This is a genomic window from Leptotrichia wadei (assembly GCF_007990545.2).
GTDB lineage: Bacteria > Fusobacteriota > Fusobacteriia > Fusobacteriales > Leptotrichiaceae > Leptotrichia > Leptotrichia wadei.
The window spans coordinates 1,775,150-1,788,871 of sequence record NZ_AP019829.2 but is presented as its reverse complement, the minus strand read 5'-3'; the positions used below and the strand labels follow the sequence as shown (position 1 = coordinate 1,788,871).

General features: G+C 28.6%; 13 protein-coding genes. 11 read left to right on the top strand and 2 right to left on the bottom strand.

The window, feature by feature from the left end; genetic code table 11:
- Position 1 precedes the first annotated feature (1 nt).
- Together pncB and FVE73_RS08245 are read left to right on the top strand one after the other, a co-directional pair.
- Positions 2–1,198, top strand: a complete 1,197-nt coding sequence (gene pncB / locus FVE73_RS08250; protein WP_018498114.1) for a nicotinate phosphoribosyltransferase — start codon at positions 2–4, stop codon at positions 1,196–1,198.
- Positions 1,199–1,315: 117 nt separating this feature from the next.
- Positions 1,316–1,852 (top strand): adenylyltransferase/cytidyltransferase family protein, encoded by a 537-nt coding sequence (locus tag FVE73_RS08245; protein ID WP_018498113.1) that lies wholly within the window; start codon positions 1,316–1,318, stop codon positions 1,850–1,852.
- 166 nt (positions 1,853–2,018) lie between these two features.
- On the opposite strand, the gene FVE73_RS08240 is transcribed toward FVE73_RS08245, so the two are convergent.
- The gene (locus FVE73_RS08240; protein WP_018498112.1) at positions 2,019–2,903 is read right to left on the bottom strand and encodes a fructose bisphosphate aldolase; all 885 of its coding nucleotides are present in this window, start codon (positions 2,901–2,903) and stop codon (positions 2,019–2,021) included.
- Positions 2,904–3,094: 191 nt separating this feature from the next.
- On the opposite strand from FVE73_RS08240, the gene FVE73_RS08235 reads away from it, so the two are divergent.
- The 4 genes from FVE73_RS08235 to FVE73_RS08220 all read left to right on the top strand — a co-directional run bounded on the left by FVE73_RS08235 (position 3,095) and on the right by FVE73_RS08220 (position 6,374).
- Complete coding sequence (locus tag FVE73_RS08235; RefSeq protein WP_018498110.1) at positions 3,095–3,814, top strand: YebC/PmpR family DNA-binding transcriptional regulator; 720 nt, start codon at positions 3,095–3,097, stop codon at positions 3,812–3,814.
- Between the two features lie 62 nt (positions 3,815–3,876).
- Positions 3,877–4,632, top strand: a complete 756-nt coding sequence (locus tag FVE73_RS08230) for a tRNA1(Val) (adenine(37)-N6)-methyltransferase (protein ID WP_018498109.1) — start codon at positions 3,877–3,879, stop codon at positions 4,630–4,632.
- Between the two features lie 220 nt (positions 4,633–4,852).
- Positions 4,853–5,575: a queuosine precursor transporter gene (locus FVE73_RS08225; RefSeq protein ID WP_018498108.1), complete on the top strand. Its 723-nt coding sequence runs from the start codon at positions 4,853–4,855 to the stop codon at positions 5,573–5,575.
- 94 nt (positions 5,576–5,669) lie between these two features.
- Entirely contained in the window at positions 5,670–6,374 is a 705-nt protein-coding gene (locus tag FVE73_RS08220; protein WP_018498107.1) for a radical SAM protein, read from the top strand.
- A gap of 120 nt (positions 6,375–6,494) precedes the next feature.
- On the opposite strand, the gene FVE73_RS08215 is transcribed toward FVE73_RS08220, so the two are convergent.
- The gene (locus FVE73_RS08215) at positions 6,495–6,872 is read right to left on the bottom strand and encodes a hypothetical protein (protein WP_026239004.1); all 378 of its coding nucleotides are present in this window, start codon (positions 6,870–6,872) and stop codon (positions 6,495–6,497) included.
- Between the two features lie 774 nt (positions 6,873–7,646).
- Between FVE73_RS08215 and lptB the strand changes: the two genes are divergently transcribed.
- The 5 genes from lptB (at position 7,647) to alaS (ending at position 13,638) form a co-directional block, all read left to right on the top strand.
- The gene (lptB, locus tag FVE73_RS08210) at positions 7,647–8,381 is read left to right on the top strand and encodes an LPS export ABC transporter ATP-binding protein (RefSeq protein WP_018498105.1); all 735 of its coding nucleotides are present in this window, start codon (positions 7,647–7,649) and stop codon (positions 8,379–8,381) included.
- A 13-nt stretch (positions 8,382–8,394) separates the two neighbouring features.
- Positions 8,395–9,027 (top strand): Type 1 glutamine amidotransferase-like domain-containing protein, encoded by a 633-nt coding sequence (locus FVE73_RS08205; RefSeq protein ID WP_018498104.1) that lies wholly within the window; start codon positions 8,395–8,397, stop codon positions 9,025–9,027.
- 29 nt (positions 9,028–9,056) lie between these two features.
- On the top strand, positions 9,057–10,334 hold the full coding sequence (locus FVE73_RS08200) for an AAA family ATPase (RefSeq protein ID WP_018498103.1): 1,278 nt from the start codon (positions 9,057–9,059) through the stop codon (positions 10,332–10,334).
- Positions 10,313–10,936, top strand: a complete 624-nt coding sequence (locus tag FVE73_RS08195) for an RloB family protein (RefSeq protein ID WP_018498102.1) — start codon at positions 10,313–10,315, stop codon at positions 10,934–10,936. Before FVE73_RS08200 ends, FVE73_RS08195 begins: the two co-directional genes overlap by 22 nt.
- Before the next feature lie 86 nt (positions 10,937–11,022).
- Positions 11,023–13,638 carry an alanine--tRNA ligase gene (gene alaS / locus FVE73_RS08190; RefSeq protein ID WP_018498101.1) on the top strand — a complete coding sequence of 872 codons (2,616 nt, stop codon included), beginning with the start codon at positions 11,023–11,025 and terminating at the stop codon, positions 13,636–13,638.
- Positions 13,639–13,722: the final 84 nt, after the last annotated feature.

Sequence of the window (13,722 nt, the reverse complement as noted above, 5' to 3'; positions counted from 1 at the left end):
AATGAAACTAAAGCCAATTATAACATCACTGCTTGATACAGATCTTTACAAATTTAATATGAACCAGGTAATCTTTCACAAGCATACTGATTTAGTGGGAGAGTATCACTTCAAATGCCGTACTCCGAATATTTTTTTTACAAAAGAAATGGTTACGGAAATAAACGAGCAAATTGACCATTTGTGCGGTTTGCGGTTTAAAAATGAAGAATTGAACTACTTGCGTTCAATAAGATTCATAAAGCCAGACTATGTTGAGTTTTTGAGACTGTGGCATCCAATTAAGGATTATGTGACTACTGTGCTTGAAAATGGAGAACTTAGAGTTATTGTCTCTGGACCGCTTTTTAGTGCAATGCAGTTTGAGATTTACTTGCTTGAAATTATTAACGAAGTGTATTTTAGAATGAAATTTAATTATGATGAATTGATTATTTCTGCAAAAGAAAAATTGGAGAAAAAAATCTTAGATTTTAAAAATAAAAAATATAATTTTAAATTTGCGGAATTTGGCTGCAGAAGAAGGCTGTCAAGAGAATGGCAGGAAGAAGTAGTAAAAAAATTATCCCGCGAAACTCAAAATATGGTCGGAACTTCCAATGTATTTTTGGCAATGAAATACAACTTAGTGCCAATTGGGACTTATGCACACGAGTATGTCCAAATGTACCAAGGAATTGATTCAATTCCATTGTCTTACACAAATCATTACGCATTAAAAGACTGGTATGATGAATACAAGGGAGATAACGGGACAGCACTTACCGACACAATAACGACAGACTTATTTTTAAGAGATTTTGACAGAAGCATGGTAAATAACTACACAGGAGTGCGGCATGATTCAGGTGATCCATATATCTGGGCTGAAAAAATATTGAATCACTACCAAAAATATGGAATAGATCCAAAGACAAAGACACTTTTGTTTAGTGATTCACTAAATTTTGATGAAGCTGAAAAGATTTATCAGACATTTAAAGATAAAGTAAAAATCTCTTTTGGAATTGGGACATTTGTGACTAATGACACAAAAGAAAAACCATTAAATATTGTAATCAAACTTCAATATGTAAATGGTAGACCAGTTGCCAAATTAAGTGATGTGGAAGGGAAAGTTATGTGTGATGATGAAAAATATTTAAAATATTTGAAGGCATCAGTAAAATTTAGGTTGGAGAGGGAAAAAGAATATTAAAAAAGTTTAAATCTGTAAATAAACAGTTATAGTGGCAAGAGGTCTTGCCCTCTTATAAAAATATAAAAAAAATTTTGAAATTTTATATTTAATTTATAAAAAAATGGAGAAACTTTAATGAAAAAATATAAGACAGGCCTGGTTCTGGGAAGATTTCAGACATTTCACAAAGGACATGAATATATTATAAATAAAGCTCTTGAGATATGTGACAAAGTTTTGGTATTTATTGGTTCTAGCGATAAATTTGGAACAATAGAAAATCCTTTTTCCTATGAATTAAGGAAAAAATTGATAAAAAAAGTTTATGAAAATGAAATTGTGGAAAATAAATTGGTAATTTTCCCACTCGCTGACTTGGGAGCTGGAAATGTTACAAAATGGGGGGATTATTTGTTTTGTGAAGCAGAAAAAATTTTGGGAAAAGTCGATTACATTGTTTATGGCGAGGAATCTAAATGTAAGAGCTGGTTTAGTGAAAAAATAAAAAAATCTGTAAATTTTATTGTAATTTCCAGAGATGATATAAAAATAAATGCTTCCACATTGAGAAATTATATGAAAGAAAATGATTTTGAAAAATGGAGGAAGTTTGTAAATGAAAAAAATTGGGGTGAGTTTGAAAAAATGAGGGAAATTTTGATTAAAATATAATTTTAGATTAATTTTTATCTTTCAACTAAAAAAACTAGCTCATTCTTTTAAAACGAGCTAGTTTTTATTTGATAGTTTAATATCTTTTATTTTTGATAAAAGACTTTAATCCTTTGCAAAATAATAGTTATTTTATTACATTTTTAGTGCTTAATTCTATGTAAAATTATTTTACAGATGCATCATAGATTTCTTTAATAGCTTTTGCCAAATCTTTATTAAATTCATCATCGCTTTGTTGTGCTGACAATCCTTCAGTTAATGCTCTTGAGAAACTTGCGATAACTCCCTTATTTTTAGCAAGAATTTCGTTTGCTTCTTTTCTTGGGTAACCTCCTGATAATGCGACAACTCTTACAACTCTTGGATGTTTTGTTAAATCTTCATAAAAGTTTTCAACTGTTGGAAGTGTAACTTTTAACATAACATTTGAAGTTTCAGGTAATTTATCAAGATGTTTTTTAATTTCATTTTTCAAAATAGTTTCACATTCTGCTTTGTCAACATTATGAATATCTACTTCTGGTTCAATAATTGGAACAAGGCCAGCTGCAATAATTTTATCTGCAACTTCAAATTGTTGATCTACAACTTTTGCAATTCCTGTTTGAGACGCTTTTTTAATAACAGAACGCATTTTTGTACCAAAAATATGTCTTTCATTAGCTCTTTTTAAAAGTTCATCTAATCCTGGAATAGGTTTCATTACTTGAACACCGTCTTTCAATTCTTCAAGCCCTTTATCAACTTTTAAGAAAGGTAAAACGCCTTTTTCTTCCCACAAAAAGTCAGCTGTATATTTATCATCAATTTTTCTATCCATAGTTTGCTCAAATAAAATAGCTCCTACAATTTCTTTATCACTAAAAGCAGGACTTTTTATGATTCTTGTTCTCATTTTATGAATTAAGTCAAACATTTCTGTATCATTAGAATACTCGCTTTCATCAATTCCATATAATTTTAATGCTTTCGGAGTACTTCCACCACTTTGATCTAATGCTGCAATAAATCCTTTTCCATTTCTCATTCTTTCTAATCTTTCTTTCATTGTAATAATCCTCCTAATATAAGATAATTTGATTTACAAAGTTTTCCATCTCTATCTTTATAATAACACTTTTTTTTAAAATGTCAAGAATAAATATAAATTTTTTAAAATAAAAAAATTCCTTTAATTTCACCATTGATTAGACTTTTTTTTTATGATATAATTTTATATAATCGATTTAGGAGGAAAAAATGGGAAGACATGGTACAATAGCTGGGCGTAAAGAAGCACAGGATAAAAAAAGAGCTGCATCATTTACAAAACTTGTCAGACTTATAACAGTAGCAGCAAGAGGTGGAGAAAATCCTGAATTTAACGTTGCCCTAAAACATGCAATTGAAAAAGCAAAGGCAATTAATATGCCTAATGATAACATTAACAGAGCAATTAAGAAGGGAGCAGGAACTGATGGTTCAACAGCCTTTGAAACCTTGAATTATGAAGGTTATGGACCTGCAGGAGTTGCTATTATTGTAGAAGCTCTTACTGATAACAAAAATAGAACTGCTTCATCTGTAAAAATGGCTTTTGATAGAAATGGTGGAAATCTTGGTGTTTCTGGGTCAGTTTCATATATGTTTGGAAGAAAAGGTGAAATTATTATTGAAAAAACAGATGACATTGATGAAGAAGCATTGATGGAAGTGGCACTTGAGGCTGGAATGGAAGATATGGAAACTTTGGAAGACAGTTTTTATATTACAACTGAACCAGCAAACTTTGATGCTGTGGCAGATGCCTTAAGGAATGCAGGATATAAATTATTGGAAGCGGATATTCAATATTTGCCATCAATTGAAGTTGAAACTCTTGAAGAAAATGATTTACAAAAATTGAGAAAATTAATTGATGTTTTGGAAAATGATGATGATGTTCAAAAGGTTCATCATAATTATGCTGGAGAATTATAGAAAATACAGATATTGCGGAATTAATTTCCGCATTTATTTTTTTAAAAAAGGAGCTATATTTTATGAAAAAAACTGGAGAAGAAACAATTACTCCAATAAAAAATATGAAAATAATTCAGCGAAATGATTTTCAAAACTTTACACTTGATTCAGTTTTACTTTCTGATTTTGTAAAAATTAATAGAAAAACAAAAAAAATTCTTGATATTGGAACTGGCTGTGGAATTATCGCTTTACTTTTAGCACAATGCTCAAAGGCACAAATTACAGGTATTGAATTACAAAAAACAATGGCGGAAATTGCTGAAAGAAATGTTGAAAATAATAAATTTGAGAATCAAGTTAAAATAATAAATGAGGATATAAAAAATTACAAGAATATTTTTAACCGTGATGAATTTGACACAATAGTTACAAATCCGCCATATTTTGAATTTACTGGCGATATTTCACAAACCAATGACTTGGAACAGCTTGCAAATGCAAGGCACAATATCGATTTGACACTTGAGGAAATTATAAAGATTTCTTCCTATTTATTAAAAAATATGGGCAGTTTTTCAATTGTGTTCCGAAGTGAACGGCTAGTAGAAGTTTTAGCACTTTTACAAAAATATAAATTAGAGCCAAAAAGAATGAAAAATTGCTACACAAAATGGAATGAAAACTCAAAAATTTGCTTATTGGAAGCAATAAAAGATGCTAAGAAGGGATTTTCCATTGAAATGCCTATTTTTGTTTATGATGAAAATAGGCAAAAGAATGAATATATTGAAAATTTATATAAAAGTTCGGATTTAAAAATTAAAAAAGAATAAAAAAATATTATTTCCTTGCATTTTTGACTAAATACTTGTATAATAAAAGCCAGTAAAAATAACTATAAATAATAGTAATAAAAAATATAATGATGTTTGGGATATTCCATCTATAAAAAAAACCTTTTGGAAACACATATTATTCAAAAGGATAGTATGTTTTTTTATTGCTTAAATTATAGAAAAAAATAAAAAATAAAAATTTTTAAGGAGGAAATGAATGCTTAATTTTTTAAATCACCTGCAATTTGGGGTAAATGAATTATTGTGGCTAGGATATTTAATATTGAATTTTTCAGCAGTTGCACTGGCTTACAGATTTTGGGGAAAAGGAGGGCTGCTATCAGTTGTGCCATTGTCAATCGTTCTAGCTAACATTCAAGTTGGGAAAATGATGACTTTGTTTGGTTTTGATGGAATTACAATGGGAAATATTGCTTACGGAGGAATTTATTTGGCATCGGATATTTTGACAGAAAACGAAGGGAAACATTATTCTAGAAAAGTGGTTTCGCTAGGTTTTGCTGCGATGTTATTTACAACATTTATAATGCAAATTGTGCTAAAAGTAAAAGTTTCGCCTGATGATACAATGCAAGGTGCTTTATCAGCAGTATTTGGATTCATGCCAAGACTTGCGATTTCAAGTGTGTGCGGATTTGCAGTTTCTCAGTCATTTGATATTTGGTCTTATCAATTTATTAGAAAATTTAGACCATCTTTTAAGGACATCTGGATTAGAAACAATGCCAGTACAATGATAAGTCAAATTTTAGACAATATTGTGTTCTCATTTTTGGCATTTACAGGAGTTTATCCGTTTAAAACAGTAATTGGAATTATATTTTCAACATATTTATTAAAAATTGTAATTTCGCTGTTGGATACACCTTTTGTGTATATTGCGACTTTATGGAAAAAACAAGGTAAAATAAGTGATTAATATTGGATCTGTAAAATTATTAAATTCTTTATAAATTATTGTTAGCATAGAAAAGATAAATTATTTAAAAAATAAAAAGGGACATAAATGGGAAATGGAAAGATATAGTGTAATAAAAGAGAAGAATCCTCGTGAAATCGTGTTATTAAAAGGATTTAGCTGTGCTTATGGAAAGTGTGCTTTCTGTAATTACATTTTGGATAATACGAATAACGAAGAAGAGATGAAAAAAGTGAATTTTGAGGCTTTGAGCAGGGTTACTGGGGAATATGGAGTTCTTGAAGTTATAAACTCTGGGTCGGTGTTTGAGTTGAATGGTATGACATTGGAGAAAATAAGAGAAGTTTGTAAAGAGAAAAATATAAAAATACTTTATTTTGAAGCGTATTTTGGGTACTTAAATAGATTGAATGAAATTAGAGAGTATTTTTCTGAGCAGGAAGTGAGATTTGCATTTGGATTGGAAACTTTTGACAATGATTATAGGACTAAAGTTTTGAAGAAAAATTTTATTTTGAATGAAAGAGTTTTGGAAAAATTGAAAAGTGAATATCAAATGTGCCTGTTAATGATTTGTACAAAAGGACAGACGAAAGAGCAGATTTTAAGCGATATTGAGAAGGGATTGAAAAATTTTAAGGAGCTGGTTGTAAGTGTATTTGTAAATAATGATACAGAGATCGAAAGAGATGAAGAACTTGTAGCATGGTTTCTATCAGAAATTTATCCAAAATACAAAGATATGCCAAATATTGAAATTTTAGTTGACAATAAAGATTTTGGAGTATATGTACAATAAAATTTTTAGAGTGCCACGGTGGCACTCAATAATTTTTATCAATTTATAATTTATTATAATAATGATATTATTTTAAAATTTATTCTAAAAACTTTTTTATTCAATGTATTTTTAATCAAATTAATCTTTTTTAGAAATACCAATACCATTTTCAAACATATCAATTTCATTTTCTAGTTCTTTTAAGTCGGTTCTGATATAATGTTCGTTATCGGTTCCAAGTCTAAAAGTTCGTACTAAAGGAGTATTTTTATGGTTTACTTCAAACATATATTCTTCTACAACCATTTTTTTCTTATTGTTGACATCATCATCTTCAAAATCTATAACAAGTGTTATGTTTAAATCAGAAAGTTCATTAATATTGATTTTCTTTTCATTTACTAAATAATTTAAAATGCATTGCTTTATTACAAATTCCAGTTCTTCTTCGATTACTTCACGTGGTTTTTCAATATTTTGTGTTAAGTACAAAATAGCTTTATCTAAAAAAATCATTTTTTTATTTCCTTTCTTTTTATAATGATTTCTGTAATTTTTTAAATTTTTTCTCCAATATTTGTTTTCTTCAATTCGTATCAAATTATTCACACAATTTGTTATGTAACTTTTAACACTATTCTTTTTAGATTTGGATCTTGAAACTTCGCTCTCTTATGAAAATCGTAAACGATTGTTTAACATTTAATTGAGCATTTGAAAGTGCGAAACTGTCTACTTCTTTCAAAAATCTCTTTCAATCTAAATGAATTATATCATATATGTATCTCTTTTCTCAATTTTTTTACAAAAAAAGAAATTCATCTCTCACTTATAGAAAGTTGGTGACTTCTTGCTATCTTTTGTTAAATTTTTACGTGGTCAATTTTAAAAAAAAGTAGAAAAAAAAGCAAAAATGATTTATAATATATCGAAGTAATAATAATTTTAAGAATTTAAAATTATTAGGCTTGCTCGGAAACTATATGTATTTAGAATTTAATAAAACAAATGTTCTAAAGCAGGAAATTTTGATTCCTTGTGAAATAAAAAATTAAATTACCGAACAGATTTATTGAAGTTAAAAGAAGTTAAAATAAATAAATGGCATTAAATGGCATTGAAAAAGAGAGAAAAAAATTGAAAAAAATGTAAAAATGAAGGCTGTAAAATTGAATAATAGTAATGTTTATAACGAAGAGAGATTTTGAATCTTGTAAAAAAAGGGAAAGAAATAAAAAAATTAGAATTTTTTACAAATGAATAGAAAAAAGAAAATAAATAGGAGAGAATATGGCTAGAAAAATTAGTATAGAAGCCGATAGCTTGAAAAAGATATATAAAAATAGGGAAGTCGTAAAAAATGTAAGTCTTGCGATGGAAAAGGGCGAGGTTGTGGGACTTCTTGGACCGAATGGGGCAGGAAAGACGACTACGTTTTATATGATTACAGGGATTGTAAGACCAAATCACGGAAGAGTTATGTATAATGGTCAGGAAATTACAAACTTACCGATGTTTAAAAGAGCTAGGCTTGGACTAGGATATTTGCCGCAGGAGGCATCTGTTTTTAGAAACTTGACTGTGGAGGAAAATATCGTTTCAGTTTTGGAAATGCGTGGAGTGAGAAAGAAGGAACGTATTGCTACAATGCAAAGTCTGATTGAAGAATTTAAATTATCGCACGTTGCAAAAAGTTTGGGATATGCACTTTCAGGAGGGGAACGTAGACGGGTGGAGATTGCTCGAACGATTTCTACAAATCCTGATTTTATACTACTTGATGAACCTTTTGCAGGAGTTGATCCGATTGCAGTAGAAGATATTCAGAATATAATAATGCAATTAAAGGAACGTGGGCTTGGAATATTAATTACAGACCATAATGTACGTGAAACATTGAGAATTACTGAAAGAGCATATATAATGGCTGAAGGGACAATCTTGATTTCTGGAACTGGTGAGCAAATTGCGAATGATGAAACTGCCAGAAGAGTTTACCTTGGAGATAACTTCAAGTTGGATTAGGAGGTTGATTTTTTTGAAAAATATGATTTTGACGTCATCTTTATACGAAAGTATAGGATTTGTAAAAGAATTTTTGGATAAAAATACTAAAAGTAAAAAAATATTATTTATTCCGACAGCAGCTAATGTGGAAGAATATAAGAATTATATGTATCTTACAGAGAAAGCTTTTGAGGATATTGGATATGAAGTAGATAATTTAGATATTTCTATTTTTTCAGAAAAAACTGTAAAGGAGAAATTATCGAAGGCAGAGATAATCTTTATTTCTGGTGGAAATACATTTTATTTATTACAAGAATTGAAAAGAAAAAATTTAATTTCTTATTTGAAGGAAAGAATAGAAAAAGGATTGCTTTATATTGGAGAATCGGCAGGGTCTGTAATAACAGGTCCTAATATCGAATATGCTTCTCTTGCAGATGATAAGACGTTGGCAAAGGAACTGAGTGATTACACGGGAATGAATCTAATAGATTTTTATATAGTTCCTCATTTTGGGGAAGAACCGTTTGCAGAAAGTTCTGAAAAAATAGTTGAATTGTATAAGGATAAATTGGATTTGAAATTAATAAATAATAAGGAAGTTATATTGATTGAAAATGATGATTTTAGGATAATAAAAGAAAAAAATAAAAATAGGTGAGGATTCCTTGTGGTATAAGGAGGGTAAGAGTGTTATTAGATATAGAGATAAAAAATTTAAAATCTTTTAAAAATCAAACAATTTTTTCAATGGAAGCTGAAAATAAAATTGAAGATAGAAATTCTTTTGAAGTTGAAGTAGGGAAAGAAAAATTTGAATTATTGAAAACTGCTGTGCTGTTTGGAGGAAATGCCAGTGGGAAATCAAATTTTACTTCAGTTTTAAGTATATTTAGGTATTATTTGTTTAATAAAGGGATAGAAAAATATAATAAAGAAGGCTTTAGATTTGGGGAAGAAGATAAAAATTCAACGATAAAAGTAAGGAATGTAGTAGATAATAAAATTTATGAATATATATTAGAAATAAATTTTAATACAAAAAAAATTATAAAAGAAAAGTTATATATAACTGCTTTAGAAAGAAAACTTGTTTTTGAAAGAGAAAACAATAAAATTGTAAAATATGACAAAGAAATATTTTCAGAATATGAAATAACTATAGGCTTTATAAATGAGACTCTGACAGATAGTGACAGTGTAATATCAAGAATTATCGAATGGAGAGTTCCTGAAGAAATAGAAAAATATATATTTTATATAGATAAAATAAAAATTAATAATTATAGTGATGATTTGGGAAAATATATATATGAAAATAAAAATAACAAAAAGTTAGTCATAGAATTTTTAAAAAAAATAGGAATTATTGTGAATGATATTGAGGTGTATAGAGAAAAAAATGAATTTTTCTTAAAAAATATACGAGAAAGTAAAGAATTTCAGATATTGAGTGAAAAAGAACAGGAGAAATTGTTATCTCAAATAGCTTATATTTATAGAATACATTTTGTTTATGAAGATAACCAAAAACAAAAATATAAATTAGACTACTATGAGCAATCTGCAGGAACACAAAAGATACTATCAATGTTTTTTCCAATCTATAATTTATTAAATAATGGGGGAGTAATGATAATAGATGAGTTAGACATTACTTTGCATTATAGCTTGATAAAGGAAATCATAAAAATGTTTAATTCTGTAGAATATAATAGAAAAAACGCTCAATTAATATTTACTACTCACAATTTATTATTATTAGATTTTAATTTATTTAGAGAAGATCAAATATGGTTTTTGGAAAATAATAATGTGTCAACAGGAACTGAACTTTATTCATTATCAGATATAGAAGGATACGAAAAAAATAAATACTTGTTAAGAGATTATTTGAATGGAAATTTTGGTGGAATACCTAAATTAGAAGATTTTGGGGTTGATTTATGGCTAGAAAAAAAGGAATGAATAACAAAAATCGAAAATTAAAGAAAAAGTATATTTATTTTTTTATGGAAGGCTCTAAAAATTGTAGTGAAGATAAGTATATAAAGGAGTATTACGGACAATTTCAAGATAAGGCAGTAGATATTGGATTTAGATTTATTTCCTGTGGAGATGGAAGCTGGAAAAATATCGAAAAGGAAATAAATAAAGAAAAAAGAAATATAATTGATGAAAATATTGAAATTTGGTGTGTTTTAGACAAAGATAAAAATGATTTGGATAAAATTAACAAGGAATGTGTGAAAAATAATTATAAATTGATTTTTTCCAATTGTTCTTTTGAAGTTTGGTTGCTATATCATTATGAAAATATAAAGATAGGAGAATGCAGTCAAAAAAATTATGAAAATATTCTTACAAGGAAACTAAATAAGAAATATAAGAAAAGTGAAGGAATAAAATTTACTCTTGATGATAAAGAAAGAGCGATTAGGCAATCCAAAAAGATACATGAAAAATATCAGAGATTGGAAGAAAAAATAAATAATAGTTTTAATTGTACAAATTTTTATATGATTTTAGAAAAATTTAAAGAAGTTTTTTATAATTTTGATTTAGAGTAATAATTAAAATTTTAAATTTATTTTTAAAAATAAGATAAGTAAAATTTATAAATAAAAAAGATATAATTAAAGAGAGGATAGAAAAAATGACAGGAAATGAAATAAGAAAAAGTTTTGTAGATTTTTTTAAATCAAAGGAGCATAAACATTTTGAAAGTGCTTCGTTAATACCAGATGATAAAAGTTTGTTGTTGACGGTGGCTGGGATGGTGCCGTTTAAGCCATTTTTCTTGGGAGAGAAAGAAGCTCCGTTTCCAAGAATTACGACTTATCAAAAATGTATAAGAACTAACGATTTGGAAAATGTAGGAAGAACGCCTAGACATCATACATTTTTTGAAATGCTAGGGAATTTTTCATTTGGAGATTACTTTAAAAAGGAAGCGATTGAATGGTCTTGGGAATATATAACAAAAGTTTTGAAATTAGATCCAGAAAGACTTTATGTTTCTGTTTATAAAACAGATGATGAGGCTTATGAAATTTGGAATAAAGAAATCGGAGTGCCTGAAGATAGAATTGTTAGACTTGGAGAAGAAGATAACTGGTGGGCAGCTGGGCCTGTAGGTTCGTGTGGACCTTGTAGTGAAATTTACTATGATACACAAAATATGGGGAAAAATAATGAAGAAATTAACTGTAAGCCAGGAGATGAAGGGGATAGATTCTTAGAAATTTGGAACCTTGTGTTTACTGAATGGAATAGACTTGAAGACGGTTCGCTTGTGCCACTTCCAGAAAAAAATATTGATACTGGAGCAGGACTTGAAAGAATTGCTTCAGTTGTGCAAAAAAAAGATAATAACTTTGAAACTGATATATTTATGCCAATAATAAAAGGTATTGAAAAAGTTTTAGATATTAAGAAAGAAGAATTTGAAATTACGGTAAAAGTTATTGCGGATCATATTAGAGCATCAGTATTTTTGATAGCAGATGGAGTTTTGCCATCAAATGAAGGTCGTGGATATATTTTAAGAAAAATTATAAGAAGAGCATTTGGTGCGGGAATCGTTGCGAAACAAAAATTAGAAATTACGAAAGATGATTTGTTCTTGTATAAGTTAGTACCTTATGTTGTGGAAAATATGAAAGAGGCTTATCCAGAATTAGTTGAAAAACAAGAATATATTGAAAAAGTTTTAAGACTTGAGCAAGAAAGATTTGCGTTGACATTGAAAAATGGAATCGAAATGCTAACTGAAGAAATTGAAAAAATGGATAAAGAGGGAACTAAAAAACTTTCTGCAGATGCTTCGTTTAAATTATACGACACATTTGGGCTTCCATTTGAGTTGACAGAATTAATTTTAGAAAATCAAGGATATGAAGTTTCTGAAGAAGAATTTAACCAAAGATTAGAAGAACAAGTAAAAAGATCAAAAAATAGTAGAGTTACAGTTTCAGATATGATAAAAGATGACTTTATTGATAAATTCTTTGAAGAACACGGAAAAACTGAATTTACAGGATATGAAAAATTTGAAGATGAAGGAAAAATTTTGCATATTGCTAAAAGTGAAGGAATTTCAGGGTATGAAGTGATTTTTGATAGAACGCCATTTTATGCGGAATCAGGAGGACAAGTTGCGGATACTGGAATTATCACTTCTGGAGAATTTGAAGGAAAAGTTGTAAATGTTGTGAAAAAGCATGATGTGTTTATTCATCAAGTAGAGATTGTAAAAGGAATTGCTCCAGCAGTTGGCGCAGAAGTAAAAATGGAAATTGATGCGGATCGCAGAAAAGATATCCAAAGAAACCATACTGCAACACATATTTTACATAAAGTTTTAAGAGAAAATTTAGGAACTCATGTTGAGCAATCTGGTTCGCTTGTGGATGATGAAAAATTGAGATTTGACTTTTCACATTATGAAGCGATTGAGCCAGAAATGATTGAAAAAATCGAAAAAGCTGTAAATGACATTATTTTATCTAACCTGAAAGTTAAAATTGATTTTGAAAATATTGAAGATGCGAAAAAAAGAGGAGCGATGGCACTTTTCTCTGATAAATATGGAGATGTAGTTCGTGTTGTTGAAATTGACGGGTATTCAATCGAGCTTTGTGGAGGTGCACATGTTAAATCTACTGGAGAAATCGGATTATTCAATATCGAATCTGAAAGTGGAATAGCTTCAGGGACTCGTAGAATCACAGCGACAACAGGACATGCGAGTTTGAAATATGTTAATAAACTTGAAGAAAAATTAAGTAAAGTTGCTGGAATGTTGAAAACTGATGGAAAAAATGTAGTTGATGTTGTAGAAAAATATATTGCAGAAGCTAAAAATATCGTAAAAGAATATGAGCAATTACAAACTAAATTAGTAAAATATGAAATCAATGAATTACTTGAAAATGTAGATGAAATAAATGGAGTAAAAGTATTAAAAGCTGCATTTGAAAATAAAGATGTAAATGAATTAAAAGAAATCGTAGATAGAGGAAAAGAAAAACTTCAATCTGGAATTATTATTTTGGGAACAAATAATGATGGAAAAGCGATTTTCGTAGTCGGAGTTACAAAAGACCTGATTTCAAAAGTAAAAGCTGGAGAAATCGTAAAAGTTGCGGCTCAAGTTGCTGGTGGAAACGGTGGAGGAAGACCTGATTTCGCACAAGCTGGTGGAAAAGATGGAAATGCTGTAAAAGAAGCTGTTGATAAAGTATTTGAGTTTGTAAATGGAAAATTATAATTTATATAATTGAATAAATGCCAATTAGCAAGGGGTTTATCCCCTTGTCAAAAAATTAATTTATAATTTGAATAATAAAATTTA

Bases quoted from the DNA above. Each gene is read 5' to 3' on its own strand.
- pncB (WP_018498114.1), top strand. From the start codon at position 2: ATGAAACTAAAGCCAATTATAACATCACTGCTTGATACAGATCTTTAC.
- FVE73_RS08245 (WP_018498113.1), top strand. From the start codon at position 1,316: ATGAAAAAATATAAGACAGGCCTGGTTCTGGGAAGATTTCAGACATTT.
- FVE73_RS08240 (WP_018498112.1), bottom strand. From the start codon at position 2,903: ATGAAAGAAAGATTAGAAAGAATGAGAAATGGAAAAGGATTTATTGCA.
- FVE73_RS08235 (WP_018498110.1), top strand. From the start codon at position 3,095: ATGGGAAGACATGGTACAATAGCTGGGCGTAAAGAAGCACAGGATAAA.
- FVE73_RS08230 (WP_018498109.1), top strand. From the start codon at position 3,877: ATGAAAAAAACTGGAGAAGAAACAATTACTCCAATAAAAAATATGAAA.
- FVE73_RS08225 (WP_018498108.1), top strand. From the start codon at position 4,853: ATGCTTAATTTTTTAAATCACCTGCAATTTGGGGTAAATGAATTATTG.
- FVE73_RS08220 (WP_018498107.1), top strand. From the start codon at position 5,670: ATGGAAAGATATAGTGTAATAAAAGAGAAGAATCCTCGTGAAATCGTG.
- FVE73_RS08215 (WP_026239004.1), bottom strand. From the start codon at position 6,872: ATGATTTTTTTAGATAAAGCTATTTTGTACTTAACACAAAATATTGAA.
- lptB (WP_018498105.1), top strand. From the start codon at position 7,647: ATGGCTAGAAAAATTAGTATAGAAGCCGATAGCTTGAAAAAGATATAT.
- FVE73_RS08195 (WP_018498102.1), top strand. From the start codon at position 10,313: ATGGCTAGAAAAAAAGGAATGAATAACAAAAATCGAAAATTAAAGAAA.
- alaS (WP_018498101.1), top strand. From the start codon at position 11,023: ATGACAGGAAATGAAATAAGAAAAAGTTTTGTAGATTTTTTTAAATCA.